Source organism: Oceanobacillus halophilus, from assembly GCF_003628505.1.
GTDB classification, from domain to species: Bacteria; Bacillota; Bacilli; order Bacillales; family Amphibacillaceae; genus Oceanobacillus; species Oceanobacillus halophilus.
This window is the reverse complement of the sequence record NZ_RBZP01000003.1, coordinates 1-16,355: the sequence shown is the minus strand read 5'-3', so window position 1 is coordinate 16,355 and position 16,355 is coordinate 1. Positions and strand designations below refer to the sequence as shown.

The 16,355-nt window shown below is 38.6% G+C and carries 18 protein-coding genes; 3 read left to right on the top strand and 15 right to left on the bottom strand.

What is annotated here, in order from left to right:
* Positions 1-117: 117 nt before the first annotated feature.
* The 13 genes from D8M06_RS06490 to D8M06_RS06430 form a co-directional block, all read right to left on the bottom strand.
* Positions 118-720: a 50S ribosomal protein L25 gene (locus D8M06_RS06490; RefSeq protein ID WP_121203600.1), complete on the bottom strand. Its 603-nt coding sequence runs from the start codon at positions 718-720 to the stop codon at positions 118-120.
* 323 nt (positions 721-1,043) lie between these two features.
* Complete coding sequence (locus D8M06_RS06485) at positions 1,044-1,373, bottom strand: hypothetical protein (RefSeq protein WP_121203599.1); 330 nt, start codon at positions 1,371-1,373, stop codon at positions 1,044-1,046.
* 484 nt (positions 1,374-1,857) lie between these two features.
* Positions 1,858-2,334, bottom strand: coding sequence for a thioesterase family protein (locus tag D8M06_RS06480; RefSeq protein ID WP_121203598.1), 477 nt, complete (start codon positions 2,332-2,334; stop codon positions 1,858-1,860).
* Between the two features lie 24 nt (positions 2,335-2,358).
* The gene (locus D8M06_RS06475; RefSeq protein WP_121203597.1) at positions 2,359-3,327 is read right to left on the bottom strand and encodes a 3-hydroxyacyl-CoA dehydrogenase NAD-binding domain-containing protein; all 969 of its coding nucleotides are present in this window, start codon (positions 3,325-3,327) and stop codon (positions 2,359-2,361) included.
* A 5-nt stretch (positions 3,328-3,332) separates the two neighbouring features.
* The gene (locus D8M06_RS06470; RefSeq protein WP_121203789.1) at positions 3,333-4,226 is read right to left on the bottom strand and encodes a beta-keto acid cleavage family enzyme; all 894 of its coding nucleotides are present in this window, start codon (positions 4,224-4,226) and stop codon (positions 3,333-3,335) included.
* 16 nt (positions 4,227-4,242) lie between these two features.
* Positions 4,243-4,782 carry a GbsR/MarR family transcriptional regulator gene (locus D8M06_RS06465; protein WP_121203596.1) on the bottom strand — a complete coding sequence of 180 codons (540 nt, stop codon included), beginning with the start codon at positions 4,780-4,782 and terminating at the stop codon, positions 4,243-4,245.
* Positions 4,783-4,859: 77 nt separating this feature from the next.
* Positions 4,860-6,548, bottom strand: coding sequence for a CocE/NonD family hydrolase (locus tag D8M06_RS06460; RefSeq protein ID WP_121203595.1), 1,689 nt, complete (start codon positions 6,546-6,548; stop codon positions 4,860-4,862).
* A gap of 25 nt (positions 6,549-6,573) precedes the next feature.
* A complete protein-coding gene (locus tag D8M06_RS06455) occupies positions 6,574-7,236 on the bottom strand; it encodes an ABC transporter permease (protein ID WP_121203594.1) in 663 nt (220 codons plus the stop codon).
* A gap of 1 nt (position 7,237) precedes the next feature.
* The gene (locus D8M06_RS06450) at positions 7,238-8,137 is read right to left on the bottom strand and encodes an osmoprotectant ABC transporter substrate-binding protein (protein WP_121203788.1); all 900 of its coding nucleotides are present in this window, start codon (positions 8,135-8,137) and stop codon (positions 7,238-7,240) included.
* Positions 8,138-8,181: 44 nt separating this feature from the next.
* Positions 8,182-8,826, bottom strand: a complete 645-nt coding sequence (locus D8M06_RS06445) for an ABC transporter permease (RefSeq protein ID WP_121203593.1) — start codon at positions 8,824-8,826, stop codon at positions 8,182-8,184.
* Between the two features lie 13 nt (positions 8,827-8,839).
* Positions 8,840-9,991, bottom strand: a complete 1,152-nt coding sequence (locus D8M06_RS06440; RefSeq protein ID WP_121203592.1) for a betaine/proline/choline family ABC transporter ATP-binding protein — start codon at positions 9,989-9,991, stop codon at positions 8,840-8,842.
* Between the two features lie 676 nt (positions 9,992-10,667).
* Complete coding sequence (locus D8M06_RS06435) at positions 10,668-10,970, bottom strand: AzlD domain-containing protein (RefSeq protein WP_121203591.1); 303 nt, start codon at positions 10,968-10,970, stop codon at positions 10,668-10,670.
* A complete protein-coding gene (locus D8M06_RS06430; protein ID WP_121203590.1) occupies positions 10,963-11,679 on the bottom strand; it encodes an AzlC family ABC transporter permease in 717 nt (238 codons plus the stop codon). The genes D8M06_RS06435 and D8M06_RS06430 overlap by 8 nt, the downstream gene beginning before the upstream one ends.
* A gap of 95 nt (positions 11,680-11,774) precedes the next feature.
* Between D8M06_RS06430 and D8M06_RS06425 the strand changes: the two genes are divergently transcribed.
* The 3 genes from D8M06_RS06425 to D8M06_RS06415 all read left to right on the top strand — a co-directional run bounded on the left by D8M06_RS06425 (position 11,775) and on the right by D8M06_RS06415 (position 15,410).
* Entirely contained in the window at positions 11,775-12,662 is an 888-nt protein-coding gene (locus D8M06_RS06425) for a LysR family transcriptional regulator (protein WP_241558890.1), read from the top strand.
* Positions 12,663-12,719: 57 nt separating this feature from the next.
* The gene (locus D8M06_RS06420; protein ID WP_147404952.1) at positions 12,720-13,256 is read left to right on the top strand and encodes a hypothetical protein; all 537 of its coding nucleotides are present in this window, start codon (positions 12,720-12,722) and stop codon (positions 13,254-13,256) included.
* A gap of 300 nt (positions 13,257-13,556) precedes the next feature.
* Complete coding sequence (locus tag D8M06_RS06415) at positions 13,557-15,410, top strand: heavy metal translocating P-type ATPase (protein ID WP_121203786.1); 1,854 nt, start codon at positions 13,557-13,559, stop codon at positions 15,408-15,410.
* Between the two features lie 86 nt (positions 15,411-15,496).
* Here the strand turns inward: D8M06_RS06415 and D8M06_RS06410 are convergent, their stop codons facing one another.
* Both D8M06_RS06410 and D8M06_RS06405 read right to left on the bottom strand, forming a co-directional pair.
* Positions 15,497-15,784, bottom strand: coding sequence for a retropepsin-like aspartic protease (locus tag D8M06_RS06410; protein WP_121203588.1), 288 nt, complete (start codon positions 15,782-15,784; stop codon positions 15,497-15,499).
* Positions 15,784-16,041, bottom strand: a complete 258-nt coding sequence (locus tag D8M06_RS06405; RefSeq protein WP_121203587.1) for a hypothetical protein — start codon at positions 16,039-16,041, stop codon at positions 15,784-15,786. The genes D8M06_RS06410 and D8M06_RS06405 overlap by 1 nt, the downstream gene beginning before the upstream one ends.
* Between the last annotated feature and the right edge of the window lie 314 nt (positions 16,042-16,355).

The following is a 16,355-nucleotide window of genomic DNA, read 5'->3' as shown; positions in this document are numbered from 1 at the left end:
TTATAAATTTGGAAATAAAGTAGAGGTCCCCTCTTTACCAAATTCTGCAGTAAAGAGGGGACCAATATCGTCTATATTTATTTCTAATGGAAAGAAGTTGAATCCAGTAACCTTGGGTTAAACACCCGAAACTTCTACTTCGCTAGCCTCTTCCTCATCTTCTTCTGTTTCAGGTTTCACAAAGTCGATCATCACGATAGCCTCTTCATCCTCATGATTAATGGTACAGTTAGCATACTCTTTTTTCATATCTGCTATTTGAACGGTATGTCCGATTTCAAAATCAGTAATATCAATTTCAATTGTATCAGGGATATCATCCGCTTTTGCTGTGATATCCAATTCATGAAGAAATTGCTTAGCCATTCCCCCAGATTTCTCTCCTCGAGATGTACCTTTTAGGATAACACTGACACTAGTATCGATTTCTGTGTGCTTATCAACTTGAAGAAAGTCCACATGAAGTATATCCCTAGTGATAGGATCCGTTTGATAATCTCTTAGAATAACATTTGTTGATTTTCCACTATGATCTAGAGAGAAAATACCATTCCTACCAACTCTCTTAATTACTTTTAGTAAGTCGGTGTTTTTAATAAAAAACGAATCCGTTTTGATATCGTTTCCATAAACAATTCCTGGAATCTTTCCCTCATTTCTCGATTTTTTTAAAATAGATTTCCTAAAATCTTTTCTTTCTTGAGCTACTAGCGTATTCATTTCGCTACCACCTTCCTGAAGTTAGTGAATCTTAGACTCTATTTATATACTAATATCTAAGGATGAAAAAAATTCCTTACTACTCTAGTATATCTATTTGTTTGATTTATATCAAACTTATCTGACTTTTTTACTAAGGTTTGTTTTTCTCACATGGAGATGGTATAAAAGTGGTTTTCATTTACAACTACGATTTGAAGAGGAAAAAGAAAATTGCTAAAAATCTACACCTACTTGCTAGCATTGTAGTTTTTTTATTTGTTCTTTCGTGTGAATGAGGAAATTGGAGAAACGGAAGAAATGTATGAACAATCATGAAAATTTTACGCAAAAAGTACTCTCACACTCCCTTCTTTCTGTGCAGTTGTGACACAGTTTAATAGAAAATTCAGGATTTCGTTTTGCTCCCAAATGGTGAAATCATCCTTCTGGGAAGTGTCACCATCCACATAAATTTGCTGATATTTATTCAAAGCCTGTTCTGTTTTTTCTATCGATAGATTCGTGCTGTCTCCTGTTCCACTAACACCTGCATGGTAATCCATAGCATCCAATAGAACATATAATATACCGGCACTACTATTTCCCATACTAAAATGCAGATGCGCAATCTGTTTCCCAGCTTTATTGAACCCTACCATATCATGACTCATTACTAAAACCCCCTTTCTATTTATGGTCGGAAAATGAAAAAGTAAAAATTATATAGTTAGTCTATCACCCCTTTCAGGATTGGTTATTTTAAATTGTTGATTTATTGAATTATGAATAGTGGTTTACATCCGCTACGGAAATACACTCCGCTATGTTGTCTGCTCTACTTGTATAAATAAGAAGTATGATGTTTTCAAAATGATTGACGGTCTTACGTGATTTCATGAGGTATAAATTCAAATAAAGCTTGAAATGCAAATACGGAAAAGAAAAATACGATAGAGATAAATACGGATACAAAAAGAAATTACTAGAGGCAATGTAGAGGTTATCATATATAATAATCACATAATTCTAAATTGTCAACAGATAATACAAACCTTCTTTTATCAGATTCACTCAATCTTCAAAACAACATAATTAAATAGTAAAAATATGCCATAAAAAGATGGTTCCTAGTATATACTAAGAACCACCTTTCTCTTATGATTTACGTTTAATCCCGATAATACGTCCAACTTCTTTTGGTTTATCTGTTGGTGTATGTTGGTTAGCTAGCTCTTCAACATTTGTAACTATTTCATCAGGAAAAGGTGCTGATTTTCCAGAAGTTTGATCTATTCCCATTAACATCTGTTCACTCGTTGCAGCACGTTTTCCATCTTCACCGTACAATTCAAAGAATAAGTGCGCTCGTTTAGAATCATAATCAATCACATATAGATGAACTTCAAATGCTTCTCCAAGCTTCATTTCATCCAAATAACATACGTGATTTTCCATTGTATAGATGGTGTAGTGATGGTCTTTCCTGAAGGCTTCTGTGATACCAATCAAATTCATAAATCGATCCACACCCCAACTAAAAGCCCGTACATATTCCGCATCATTCATATGCCCATTGTAATCAATCCAGGCTTGGGGGACCTTGTCTTCAATCAAAACCTTTGATTGTACCAAATCTATTCCTCCTTTTATTGGTTATTATAGCCTTCCTGTAAAGTTAGCTCCTGGCCAATATTTTTCCAATAGTTGTTGCAACTCGAATAAAAATTCATCCCGACGATCTTCCAATTGTTCCATCTCTATGTTGCCAGTCTGTGCCTCAGAACCACTAATAACTTTTTCTGCGAGTTCATCCGTTAACTCAGGTGCTTCTAATTTGGTCCAAGGAAGTTTTAATGCTGGTCCGAATTGCTCAAGCAAATGACGCATTCCTTGTTTGCCCCCGCCCATGTGTAGTGTCATGAACGGTCCCATTAATGCCCATCTAAGACCTGGCCCGTATATAATGGAAGCATCCACTTCTTCTGTTGTTGCTACGCCATCATTGACAATATGAAGCGACTCACGCCAGATAGCTTCCATTAACCGATCCGCAATATGCCCTTCTATTTCTTGACGGACTACGAGTGGTTTCATCTGTAATGATTCATAGAATATTCTTGCCTTTTCAATATAGGTAGCTTGCGTTTTTTCCCCACCAACAAGTTCAACAAGTGGCATCAGATAAACTGGATTAAACGGATGAGCGACAATCACACGTTCTGGGTGATTTGTACTGTCTGCTTGTAAAGTACTTGGCAGTATACCAGATGTACTGGAAGCAATAACCGTTTCATTTGGTGCATACTGATCGATATTAGCAATCACACTTCGTTTTAAATCTTCTCTCTCTGGAACATTTTCTTGGACAAAATCAGCATCTTTCAATGCTTTCTCTAAGTCCGCTTCAAAAGATAGATTATCTTTGGAAGCATTCTTAGAGATTCCCATTTTCTCCATCCATGGCCATGCACGTTCCACAGCCGCTCTTGTACGTTCTTCTGCTTTAGGGTCTAGATCGGATGCGACTACCGTATAGCCATTCGCTAAAAATCTTGTAATCCATCCATTTCCAATTACTCCAGTTCCTACAACCGTTATTTTTTTTATTGAAGTGTCTGTAGTCATAGTTTTCAGCCTTCCTTTCCGTACGGGTTACGTAATCCTAGATGTTTTCTTGCTTCTGCTGGTGTCATGATGTCAGACCCGAGGCTATGAACCATGCTCACTGCTTTATCGACAAGTTGCTCATTCGTAGCTAATTGGCCTTTCTTAAGATAGAGGTTATCCTCTAATCCTACACGAATATTCCCGCCTTGAAGAAGGGATTCCATACCCATTTGCATTTGCATGCGGCCAATCCCAAATGCAGCCCATGTTGCATTTTCCGGAACACGGCTCTTCATATAGGATATGGTTTCTGCGTCCGCATCAGCTCCCCATGGAATACCTAAGCAAAATTGAAAAATGGGATCACCATCAATTAATCCTTCTTCAATTAATTGATTAGCAAACCGAACATGTCCCGTATCAAAACACTCTAATTCAGGCTTCACTCCACTTTCCTGGATGAGCTTCGCTTGCTTTCTTAACCAATCAGTAGGGCTTAAATAAAGCATATTGCCAAAGTTCACACTGCCACAATCCAATGTACACATTTCAGGTAAAAGCTTTCCAATTGGCTCATGACGTTCTTCTGGTGTTTGAATATCCGTTCCTTCTCCACCTTTTGTCGGGTCTTGTTCATTAGGTACCCAATCTCCACCTCCACCAGATGTAAGGTTAATGATGACATCTGTTTCTGATTCCCTTATTCTCTCTACTACCTCTTCAAATAACTTCACATCATGACTTAGTTTTCCTGTCTTTGGATCACGAACATGAATGTGCGCGACCGTTGCACCGGCCTTTGCTGCTTTTATAGCTGAATCTGCAATTTCTTTTGGTGTTACAGGAACATGGGGACTTTTAGCAGTCGTATCACCAGCACCTGTTAAAGCACAAGATAAAATTACCTTTTTATTCATTTTCTCATCTCCTTCGTTAGTCTGCTTTTTTCGGAACATGCTTAAATATTTCTCCACTCTCAAAGAAGTCCGTTACTCGACGAATCCAATCGTAATATTCCATCCATTCTTTCAACTCTGCTAATAATTCGTTAACAGCTTGTTCCTCTTCTGGGCTTAACTCTTCATCCGCTTGTATTTCTTCCAACTTATTCTTGATTCTCTGTTCAAAAGTACGGCTGCGATTAATCGCTTTTTGCCATGTGGAAGTGAAAAGGGAAATAAACGTTTGGTAATAATCCTCTTCCACCTGAAATAAATCTTTGCGAACACCTTTCTTAAAAACACGTTCGGCAATATTCAAATCAATCATTTCTCGGACAACCTGACTCATCCGTGTTTTACTCATCCCTGTTTCTTCTGATAATTCATCAAGGGTCATCGCATCTTGATGCATATAAATAATTCCTAATACACGTCCAACACTTGTCGAAACACCAAACGCATTCATATTATCGGTTATTTTTTCTATAAATTGCGTTCTTACATCTTCAATCTTTTCATTACGATGCTTCATTTTACCGCTCCTTATCGGTTAGCTGACTAAAGAGAACTACTCCTCTCCAATCTGTCTGTTCTAATAAAAACATGATTTTAATCATTGTTATTCTTAGCGATTGGCAAGAATAATTTAGACGAGAAATCCCCACCATGGTAAACCGATTCAAACGCCACTTTTCCATCTGTATGTGTTTTAGTAGTTTTCCCGTTATTTAGATTAATATCATAAAGTGGTGCATTACTTGCTGCAATATCTAAACGCAAGCGGTGGCCTTTTTTCAACGTATAAGCGGTAGCCCCTATCTCCACCTGCAATAAGAATGGCTTATCTGCTTCTTTTACCTGTTTCCGATGAAAGGAATCAACTATATTATAAGCTTTTCCTTGTGGGTCAACATCTGTCATTCTTAGGGACATATCAAATAATTCCGACTGGGATGATACACATAATGCCGCTTTGATAGTACCCAATATGGCATAGTCCTTTCCAAGTGGAGCACTCGTATAGACGAGGACATCCTCACGATCCTGTAAATCACTCATATCAAACATACCTGATTCACATCCAGCAATAAGAGATCCTCCACCTCGAGTTGGAACAGGATGCTCTGGATCCAATTTCATTTGACTCACAGACTCACTTGATAACGGTTGTTGAGCTAGCTCTCCATCTCCATGACGTGTTTGTGATGCCCCTTTGCTATGAAGAAACCATTCATTCTCCTGAACTTCCTTTACAAGTGGCCATTCGTCATAAGCTTCCCAGTGATTTTCTCCCATTCGATATAAATGAACCGGCTTATCCACAGACATCGGCTTGTCTTTCAACCATTGATCAAACCACTTAATATGGACTTCTGTCGGGTCTTTTATTTGATCGACTCCGATGTTGGTTTCGGCATGGTCAAAAAACTTCTCACCACATCTTCCGGTCATTTCTTCGTGTGTCCATGGTCCAATCCACAGCATCTTGTCTCCACCATAACACTGATAAACTTCTAAAGTGGAGTCAAGTAATGCATCAAACCATCCCCCCATAAATAAAGCGGGTATGTCAATATCCTGAAGCTTATCAAGCAAATTGGTATTTTTCTTCCATTCAGCTGGTATCGTATCATTTATTAAATCAAAGTAATAGGAATCTGAGTCCAACACTTTCATTGGTTGCCATTCGTTAGCTGGTGATTGGGATAACCATTCTGTTACATTTTCATAATAAAAACGGAATGTTCTCTGATCGAATGTTCCCTTGCGTTTTAATTGATCTTCTATCATCGAACCTAAAACCCAATTTTTCAATTTGGCACTTGTCTCCGGTTCTCCTTCTCTGCCGACGAAACCTTCTAATAGGTTGCCACCAGTCATAACGGGGGCTATTGCTTTTAAGGATGGAGGCTTCTCTGTCGCTGCTGCGAGTTGCGTATATCCATGATAGGACATCCCAAACAATCCAACTTTTCCATTTGAAAAAGGAAGTCTCGCTGCCCATTCAACAGCATCATATCCATCCTTGGCTTCATGAATGCAAGGATAGAATTCACCATCGGAAGCAAATCTTCCCCGTACGTCTTGCAAAATGACTGCGTATCCCGCTTCTACCATTCGCGGAACTTCTAAATACTCATCATAGTATCTGGGAGTTCCTTTATCATAGGGTAATCGAAGCATGAGTACCGGATATTTATCCTCACCGTCCGGACGGTAGACATCGGACCGTAACACCGTTCCATCTGATAAAGTGCACGGGATATTCTTTTCAACAACCATTCTTTCTTCCAACATTTTATTCACCTCAAGACATACGTTATTAAGCTGCTTTTGACTTCGATGATTTAATTGGTTGCAGTTTACGTTCCACCCATCCTAAAAATAAATCAACAATAATCGCCATTAATGCGGTAGGAATGGCACCTGCTAGTATAATCGCTGTTCCATCTGTAGCATTTGTACCTGTTAGGATAATCGCTCCTAAACCACCTGCACCAACAAAAGCGCCAATCGCTGCAATCCCTATTCCAATAACAAATGCTGTTCGAATACCAGCCATAATGACGCTAATGGCTAGTGGTAATTCGACCATGCGCAACAATTGAAAACGCGTCATACCAGATGCATAGCCAGCTTCAACCACTGTCTTATCCACATCTTTCATTCCAACATAGGTGTTTTGAGTAATTGGTAGAATCGAATAGATGATTAATGTCACGATTGCTGTGTTGGTACCAAGGCCTAACAAAATCATAATTACTGCCATTGCACCTAAAGCAGGAATCGTCTGTGTAATACTTCCAATCGCTAATACCCAGCTACTTAATTTACCATATTTAGCTATAAGGATACCCAAGGGAATAGAGATTATGGATGCGAATAACACACCATAAAAAGTCATTAGAAAATGTCTATAAAATTGTTCCCAAATATAATCGCCATTTTGAGCAACATAATGAATCAACTGATTCAATGTTTCCATATCACTTCTCCCCTTTCTCCTCAATAAAGTAGTTATTTTCTTCCAAGAATTCCATTGCAACGCTTCTAGGATTCATTAATTCGACATCCGCTTTATAATTTAGTTCCTGCATTTTTTCTGTGGAGATTTGATCAGATAAGCGCTCTGTAATATCTTTAATTTTTGGATACTTTTCTAATATTTCATTCGCAATAACTGGAGAAGCATCATATGGTGGAAAGAATTGTCTATCATCCTCCAAGACTTTCAAATCAAACTGTTTAATTCTGCCATCAGAAGAATAAGCAAGAACAATGTCCATATGACCACTAGCAGCCGCTTGATACACTAACCCAACATTCATTGGATACACTTCTCCAAAAGAAAAATACGTTTCTTGGAAGCCATCGTACCCATCCCCTTTACGATTAATCCAGGCATTATCCACACCAAAACTTAGCTCATCTGCAAATGGTTCGAGATCTGAGACTTTTTCAATATTATTTTCTTCCGCAAACTCTGTTGTAACAGCTACCGAATAGCTGTTTTCAAAACCATAAGTAGGTGCCCATGTTTGACTAAAGCGATCTTGGAATTCACGCTCTACAATTTCTAATGCTTCATCTGGATCCGTAATTGGGTCCATCCCTAGAGCACCAGATAAATCCGTTCCTGTATAACGTGTACTTGTAATATCAAGATCTCCTCTAGTCATTCCCTGATGCTGAACGATGGAAGACCCAAGATGTGAAACTATATCTGTATTTGCCTCCGTTTCTCTTTCAATCATAATCGAAAGCATTTCTGCTAAAATGTGTGATTCTGATGTTCCAAGAGCACCTATGTTAATCGTTTCTTTCGTCGTACCTGCAAGTCCAGGTAAGGAACACCCTACCAACGTGACAAGTAATAATACAATCATGCTACCTTTGCCTACTATCCGTTTCACACGTGTCACCTCCGTAATTATGCTGTCTTATATGAATTCTTTAAACCCTCGGGAGTTAATTTGTTTTCTATCATGGAAAGTGAGCGGTCCGCAATTAAGGCAAGAATGGTTGCCGGTACGGTACCTGCAATTATTAATGCTGGTTGATATAAGTTTAATCCGTCAAAAATAAAATCACCTAGACCCCCACCTCCAATAAAGGCCGCTAATGTTGCCCAACCGATTAAATAGACGGTAGATAAACGAACACCAGCCATAATAACAGGTAGTGCCATTGGGAATTCTACTTTCATAATGGACTGCCAGTTACTCATTCCCATACCTCTTCCTGCCTCTACCACTCCTTTATCAACCTCACGCACTCCAATATACGTATTACGTAAAATGGGTAGTAAGGAATAGAAGAATAGCGCAAGAATTGCTGGTAACTTACCTACACCTAAAATTGGAATAAAGAATGCAAGTATTGCTAGACTTGGAATGGTTTGTAGAATACCAATAAATGAAATAAATCGATCGGCAAAATTAGGTACTCTAGAAAGCAAGATACCAAGTGGAATAGCAACTAGGACTCCTAAAAGAATAGCGGCAAGAGATATATACAAATGTTCCCACGTTTTAATTAAAAGATCGTTACCATGCGTTGCAAAAAATTCCATCATATTTATCTGCCTCCTATTCTGCAGCTTGAGTTAATTCTTCTAATTCTGTTCCATCGCCCCAGATGGTGTCATACACAAGGTTCGCAAGCGTTGCTCTTGTAACAATCCCGACTAGACGTTGGTTATCATCTACAACAGGAGCATATTTCGCTCCACGGCGAAGGATCTTATGAATCGTATCACGGAGTAAACTATGATGAGATACGGTATAAATTCCTTCCTCCATGATTTCATCCACTACTTTTGCTTTTTTATGGTTTAGATTAATAGACTCAATATCAATAAAGCCTTTTAATACATTAGCTGAATCCACAACAAGAAGCGAATCTACATGTTTATCACGCATAATCGAAATAGCATCCCGTAACGTTGTACCAACTGGAACAGTAATAGGTTTATTTTCCATAATCTGCTCTACCGTCGTAACATCAGGACGACCTTGAATTAGACGATCTTTTCCTAGGAATTCTTCCACAAACTCATTTGCAGGATTTCTAAGAATCTCATCTGGAGTGTCCGCTTGAACGACTTCTCCGTCTTTCATAATGACAATACGGTCTCCCAGCTTCAGTGCTTCATCCATATCATGTGTAACAAAAACAATGGTTTTGCCCAGCTCTTTTTGAAGCTTTTTAAACTCATCTTGCAAAGAATCTCTCGTAATTGGATCGAGTGCACCAAATGGCTCGTCCATTAAAATCAATGGTGGATTTGCTGCAAGTGCACGTAGTACACCGATTCGCTGTTGCTGTCCTCCACTTAATTCATGTGGATATTTATTCAAGTATTCTTCCGGTAAATCTACTAACTTAAGTAATTCACGTGCTCTCTGATCTTTTTTCTCTTTCGACCATTTAAGCAATGTACCAACAAGTACAATATTTTCCTTAATCGTCATATGAGGCATCAGACCAATTTGTTGAATAACATACCCAATAGATCTGCGTAATTCAACAGCATCTTGTTCCTTGATATTCTTGCCTTCTACAAGAATATCTCCTCCAGATATACCAATTAAGCGATTCACCATTTTCATCGTCGTTGTTTTCCCACAACCACTAGGTCCGATAAAACAAACAAATTCCCCTTTTTTTATGTTTAGATTCAAATTCTTAACTGCTGTTTTTCCGTCGTATCGTTTCGTTACATTTTTAAACTCTAACATGACGCACCTCCGTAAGTATTCTTGTTGAATCACTGTTTTTAAGTATAAAGAAAAAAACTGGGCTGCAAAAACTCCAAATAAGTCCATACAACTTGAAAACTTTATAAACTTTTAATTGCACAAACTTTATAAAGTGTTTATCGTACAATTCCGCCAAATTTCGTCGTTTTTCTACTCTATGTAACTTGTAAATGATGAGAAAGCGTTTTAATATAGATGCTTGCTTAGCAAATATTGGGGATTTGATGAGTGATTATCTGTCCGAGCAGATATTGTTTATAAATCACATGAAAGCTTGCAATTTTTAAATACTGAACGAAAATACGATTCTCATGGTTATAGGAAATATAATCATTTCGTGAGTTTTTTGTTTCTTAGTAGGTAGGATTTGATAGAAACTGCTGACTTATTTAATTAAGAATAGTGTAGCTCTCGCTTACAATCATGAATATTTTGTGGGGTCTTCGCTCCGGCAGAATACTTGCGGTTCGCGGGCACGGCTTCAGCCTCCTCGCGGAAAGCGTAGTCCGTAATGGATTATTTTGTAGATAGTTTAAGTCCTTAAGGGTATGGAACGTGGCGATAAACAATTACAGGTGTCAGCCCCACAGTTCTAAAACTGATCAGAGAGGACTGACACCTGAATTCACTATACTATGTATATATTGAAATCAGATTAAATGAAACGCTCCACAATAAACACGGATAGGCAAGCAATAAGTGCAACATTAAACAGACTGGCACCAGAATAAGCAAAAATAACTGCAATCAAAAAACCAATCAATCCTGAAATTGGCGAAGCAGTGGAATCCAAAATAGCTGGAAACACCATTACCGCCAAAGTGACGTATGGAACATAGTACAAAAAAGACTTTATATACGTATTTTTAATTTCCTTTCTAATCAAAGTAAGTGGCAACAACCGAATGAGATAGGTGACAACTGCCATAACAAGGAGATAAAGGTAAACTCTATCCATTTCTTGCCTCCCCCTTCACTGGGAACAGTGCGGCCGCAATCCCAGCAATGATGAAAGTTAATAAAATGATTTTTACACCACTCGAGATGTTTTGCAGATATGGCACTTGACTAAATAACCAACTGCCAACCATGGAGATAATGATTAATGCCGATAAAATGTTATTTCCTTTCGCCGGAGGTAAAATAACAGCAAGCAACATTCCATAAAGTGCAATACTCAAAGCGCTTACGATACTTGGTGGAAGTAAATCACCTGAATAAGCTCCTAAGAACGTACCGAGCGTCCAACCTGGTAAAGCGACACTCATTACCCCATAAGTATAATAAGGATTTAACTTCCCTTTTACTGCCACGGATACACCAAACACCTCATCTGTTATCCCAAAAGCCATGATTATTCGATGAACCATTGACGTCTTCGGGTCCATTTTTTGCGATAGAGCAGCTGACATGAGAAAGTAGCGTGAATTAATAATAAACTGAGTTAGCGCCATCTCCATTAATAGAGCAGACGATGCAATTAATGTGACGCCAGCAAATTGACCAGCAGAAGTGAAATTAGTAGCCGACATCATGACAGCTTCTATTATATGCAGCCCAGCAGTTGCAGCGATAATTCCAAAACTGAAGGAAACAGAAAGGTAACCCAGACCAATCGGAATCCCATCAATCACCCCTTTTTTCCATGCTGCAAGATTCCCCATCATATCAAGTCCCCCCTGATGATTAAATTGTTTTGATTCTATCAGATGAATTGACATAAGTAAAATTAATTTTTATGATACTTACATAAGAAAAGCTAATGTTAGGAGGGATAGAAATCAATCGTTATGAAATCTTTTTAAAGGTACTAGAAAAAGGTAGTTTTACCAAAGCTGCAGAAGATTTGAGATACACCCAATCGGCAGTTAGCCAAATGATTCAATCGATAGAAAGTGAACTTGCAACAACATTAATTGTCCGCTCGCGGAAAGGAATTAGTCTAACGTCTGATGGAGAACAATTTTTACCATATATTAAAAAGGTAAACTATGCACACCGGGAACTAATCGAAAAAAGCAAAGAAATGAGAAGTTTACAAAGGGGAAACATACGAATTGGAACCTTTTCCAGCATATCTAGCAACTGGCTTCCAGTATTAATCAAGGACTTTAAAAAGATGTATCCTTCCGTGCACTTCCAGTTACAGCAAGGTGAATATACAAGTATTGTCCAATATATCAAGGAAGGCAGTGTTGATTTTGGTTTTGTGAATCCGGATGCAGTTACCGATTTGGAAACAATCCCTTTAAAGCATGATGAAATGCTTGCCGTTTTACCTCATGATCATTCTCTTGCCCATCAGGATTCAGTGACTGTCGAGGAGTTATCTAATGAACCTTTTATTCTTCTAGACGAAGGAGAATTAAGTGAACCGTTGGAAATTTTTAAAGCACAACAGTTACAGCCAAATATCCAATTTCGTGTTCATGATGACTATACGATCATGGCAATGGTGGAAAATAGTCTAGGAATTTCTATTTTACCTGAATTGGTGTTAAATCGTATCAACTATCAATTGGTGGCTAAAAAAATATCCCCACCCATTATTCGTACCATTGGAATGGCTTTCAAAGATAAAAAAACATTACCCATCACGAGTAGATATTTTATTGACTTTGTTATCGAACAATTTCATCATAAAAACTAGACTATTTTATTCCCATCATTTTTAATGAATATCATGCCTGAGACGGAAACCATGTACATGGTTAATGGAGGGCCCGATCGGTTGATAGAAGGTGGAAGGCGGTTGATTGAGCGCTCCTCCCGGTTGATTGATGCAGGAGGGCGGTTGATTGAACGCTCCTCCCGGTTGATTGATGGAGGAAGGCGGTTGATTGAGCGTCCATCGCGGTTGATTGATGGAGGAAGGCGGTTGATTGAGCGTCCATCGCGGTTGATTGATGCAGGAGGGCGGTTGATTGAGCGCCCATCGCGGTTGATTGATGGAGGAAGGCGGTTGATTGAGCGTCCATCGCGGTTGATTGATGGAGGATGGCGGTTGATTGAGCGCTCCTCCCGGTTGATTGATGGAAGAAGGCGGTTGATTGAGCGTCCATCGCGGTTGATAGATGCAGGATGGCGGTTGATTGAGCCCCCCTCCCAGTTGATTGATGGAGGATGGCGGTTGATTGAGCGCTCCTCCCGGTTGATTGATGGAGGATGGCGGTTGATAGGACGTTCCCCCCGGTTGATAGATGGAACGTATGAACTGGTATTTACAGGAATGCTCGTTAATTGAACAAAAACATCTAATAACACGATTAAAAAGTCTTAGATTAAACCTTTTTGTCGTCCTAGTTTTTGTCTAATCATCTTGCTCATCATCTAACAAACTATCAAAAATGGGTGGGACGAGGAACCTGTCCCTCTGTCCCCCCGCTCTTCCAGGGAATTTGTTCTTTTTATGATATATCTCAAGCGAATGATAAGAAATATTAATCTCGTAACTTGACTTGCATCAATTTTTATTTCTTAAAAACATTCTATACTAGAGTCATCAACAAGGAGTAAAAAGAAGATGAAGTTGGAGGTAATTAATATGCAAAGATTTATATTAAGTAAGAAGAATGCCATTACGCTCATCAGTGCGATTTTAATTGTATTAGGATTCTTTGGACGATTTGGTTTAGATAACATGGTTATTTTCAATTGGTCACTGATCATTGCATCGATTCTTGGTGTAGCACCGATTGCGATCCAAGCCTATCAGGCATTGAAAGTAAAAGTAGTCAGTATTGATGTATTAGTCACGATTGCTGTTGTTGGCGCTGTTTTAATTCAAAACTATGAAGAGTCAGCCATTGTCACTTTCTTATTCTTATTTGGTTCTTATTTAGAACAACGTACCTTGAACAAAACACGCTCAGCCATTAAGGAATTAACCGAGTTGGCTCCGGAGAGTGCTTTAAAGCAAATGGAAAATGGGGAATTTGAAGAAGTAGATGTCGATGATGTAGACGAAGATGATATCTTGTTGGTTAAAACCGGTGCAAAAGTTCCAGTTGATGGGACGGTGTTAATTGGTGAAGGTCATATTAATGAAGCAAGCATCACTGGAGAATCTGTGCCAGTAGGTAAAAAGGTTGGTTCAGAAGTATTTGCAGGTACTATCTTAGAAAATGGAACCATTCAAATTCGAGCGGACCGTGTTGGAGAAGATACAACATTTGGCAGAATTATCGAATTAGTAGAGGAAGCACAGGATTCCAAATCAGAAGCAGAACGGTTTATTGATCGATTTTCGAAATACTATACACCAGCTGTTTTAATCCTTGGTTTTATTGTTTGGTTATTCTCAAGAGATGTTGAATTAGCTATCACGATTCTCGTTTTAGGATGTCCTGGAGCATTGGTCATCGGGGTACCTGTATCAAACGTCGCTGGTATTGGAAATGGTGCACGTAATGGTGTACTTCTAAAAGGTAGTGAAGTGATCAATGACTTTAGCAGAGTAGATACGATCGTTTTTGATAAAACAGGAACATTGACCGTAGGAAACCCTGAAGTTGCCGAAAAAGAATTTTATGGAAATAACACGGAGGAAGTTCTAGGATACTTAGCTAGTGTGGAACGGGAATCAGATCACCCACTTGCAAAGGCTGTCCTACAAGATATTGGTGAGACAACTTTCTCTACTGTGGAAGATACAGAAGTCGTTAAAGGTGGCGGAGTTGTAGCAAAAGTATATGGTCATCGTATAGCCGTTGGTAACGTAGCTTTAATGGAAAAAGAAAATGTAGAATTAAGCGAAAAAGCGAAAAAAGACGTTGAACGTTTTGAGAAAAACGGGAACTCTCTTGTATTAACCGCAGTCGACGGAGAATTAAAAGTTCTAATGGGTATTCGCGATCAAATCCGTCCAGGTGTTAAAAAAGATCTTCAACACCTGAAAAAACTAGGAGTCAAAAACCTAGTCGTTCTTTCAGGGGACAACCAAGGAACCGTTGATTTAGTTGCACGTGAACTTGGCTTAACAGAAGCACACGGTCATATGCTTCCAGAAGGAAAATCTGCATATATTGAAGAAATGCAGGCAAAAGGTCAAATCATTGCCTTTGTCGGTGACGGAGTGAATGATAGTCCTTCCTTAGCCTTAGCAGATATCGGAATAGCTATGGGAAGTGGAACAGATGTTGCGATTGAAACATCAGATGTGGTGTTAATGAACTCTGACTTTAGTCGTTTACCACACGCATTAGGCCTGACAAAATCAACCTCAAACAACATGAAACAAAATATCTTCATCGCGGTAGGTGTGGTATTGATTTTACTTGCTAGCCTACTATTTAGCGAATGGATGAACATGTCCATCGGAATGTTGGTTCACGAATTAAGTATCTTGGTAGTTATATTAAATGGTATGAGATTGCTTCGCTACCGTTTGAGAAGATAAATTTACACCGTACTTTCTACCAACTCCACCATAGTTACGAAAAAATACTTAAGAGGAAACTACTCTAATAGAATAACGGGTTCACTTTAGGGAGAGAAAATTTCCAAAGTGAACTCTGTTATTTGCATTTCTCCTACTTTTACTAAATCAACCGTCTTCGAATATACAAACTCTGAACCGCCTATCCCACTGATACGATATATCATGTCATTCTCTTCTGCTACAATACCTATTGTTTCAGCTAAGTCCGTTGATATAACGGTACTACCTGATCCATTATCCACTAATACACGTTGCAGATGAAGAGATTTTCCCCTAAATGTTAGTTCCATGTCCGCAAGCAATAAACCATTATCTATCATCAGTTTTTTCACTATCTCCTGACACCTACCCGTTTTTTCTCAATGATATTGGGCCTCTTACGACTTGTGTGAAGAACATATAATTCTCTATTAGGTTCTTCCCGATGGATTTCCTGATATGCTCTCATCGCCTCTGGAGAATTGGAAAACTTTTTCAAAGGGGTAATCTCTTCTAAGATCCGCTCACTTTGCCCATTTGTATACGCCCCCGTTGCTTCTATCAAAACCCAGTGTTTCGGAAATGCTTGGCGTACATCTTCCCAGTTCATTTAAATCACCTCCAGAATATTTAGTTATATTATATCACGGTATTTTACAGATGTAATACACTTCGAATTCAACAAATACTTATTAAAAATAAGCACCCGTTACTCCCACCACATAATGTCCATGCGATACTAGGAGTACCTATATCATAGGATTCTGTTTCAGGCAATTCTGCATACCATTTGCCTTCTACTTCTTTAATGTATAGACTACTCTTTCCTTCCTGAACTAACGCATCCGTTACTTTAAGTGTTTTACTTCACAAATCATCGATATCATTCAGATTGTCATTGTTTAGTTTTAGTTCCTCCGAGTT

Bases quoted from the DNA above. Each gene is read 5' to 3' on its own strand.
- D8M06_RS06490 (WP_121203600.1), bottom strand. From the start codon at position 720: ATGAATACGCTAGTAGCTCAAGAAAGAAAAGATTTTAGGAAATCTATT.
- D8M06_RS06485 (WP_121203599.1), bottom strand. From the start codon at position 1,373: ATGAGTCATGATATGGTAGGGTTCAATAAAGCTGGGAAACAGATTGCG.
- D8M06_RS06475 (WP_121203597.1), bottom strand. From the start codon at position 3,327: ATGACTACAGACACTTCAATAAAAAAAATAACGGTTGTAGGAACTGGA.
- D8M06_RS06470 (WP_121203789.1), bottom strand. From the start codon at position 4,226: ATGAATAAAAAGGTAATTTTATCTTGTGCTTTAACAGGTGCTGGTGAT.
- D8M06_RS06465 (WP_121203596.1), bottom strand. From the start codon at position 4,782: ATGAAGCATCGTAATGAAAAGATTGAAGATGTAAGAACGCAATTTATA.
- D8M06_RS06460 (WP_121203595.1), bottom strand. From the start codon at position 6,548: ATGTTGGAAGAAAGAATGGTTGTTGAAAAGAATATCCCGTGCACTTTA.
- D8M06_RS06455 (WP_121203594.1), bottom strand. From the start codon at position 7,236: ATGGAAACATTGAATCAGTTGATTCATTATGTTGCTCAAAATGGCGAT.
- D8M06_RS06450 (WP_121203788.1), bottom strand. From the start codon at position 8,137: ATGATTGTATTATTACTTGTCACGTTGGTAGGGTGTTCCTTACCTGGA.
- D8M06_RS06445 (WP_121203593.1), bottom strand. From the start codon at position 8,826: ATGATGGAATTTTTTGCAACGCATGGTAACGATCTTTTAATTAAAACG.
- D8M06_RS06440 (WP_121203592.1), bottom strand. From the start codon at position 9,991: ATGTTAGAGTTTAAAAATGTAACGAAACGATACGACGGAAAAACAGCA.
- D8M06_RS06435 (WP_121203591.1), bottom strand. From the start codon at position 10,970: ATGGATAGAGTTTACCTTTATCTCCTTGTTATGGCAGTTGTCACCTAT.
- D8M06_RS06430 (WP_121203590.1), bottom strand. From the start codon at position 11,679: ATGATGGGGAATCTTGCAGCATGGAAAAAAGGGGTGATTGATGGGATT.
- D8M06_RS06425 (WP_241558890.1), top strand. From the start codon at position 11,775: ATGTTAGGAGGGATAGAAATCAATCGTTATGAAATCTTTTTAAAGGTA.
- D8M06_RS06420 (WP_147404952.1), top strand. From the start codon at position 12,720: ATGGTTAATGGAGGGCCCGATCGGTTGATAGAAGGTGGAAGGCGGTTG.
- D8M06_RS06415 (WP_121203786.1), top strand. From the start codon at position 13,557: ATGCAAAGATTTATATTAAGTAAGAAGAATGCCATTACGCTCATCAGT.
- D8M06_RS06405 (WP_121203587.1), bottom strand. From the start codon at position 16,041: ATGAACTGGGAAGATGTACGCCAAGCATTTCCGAAACACTGGGTTTTG.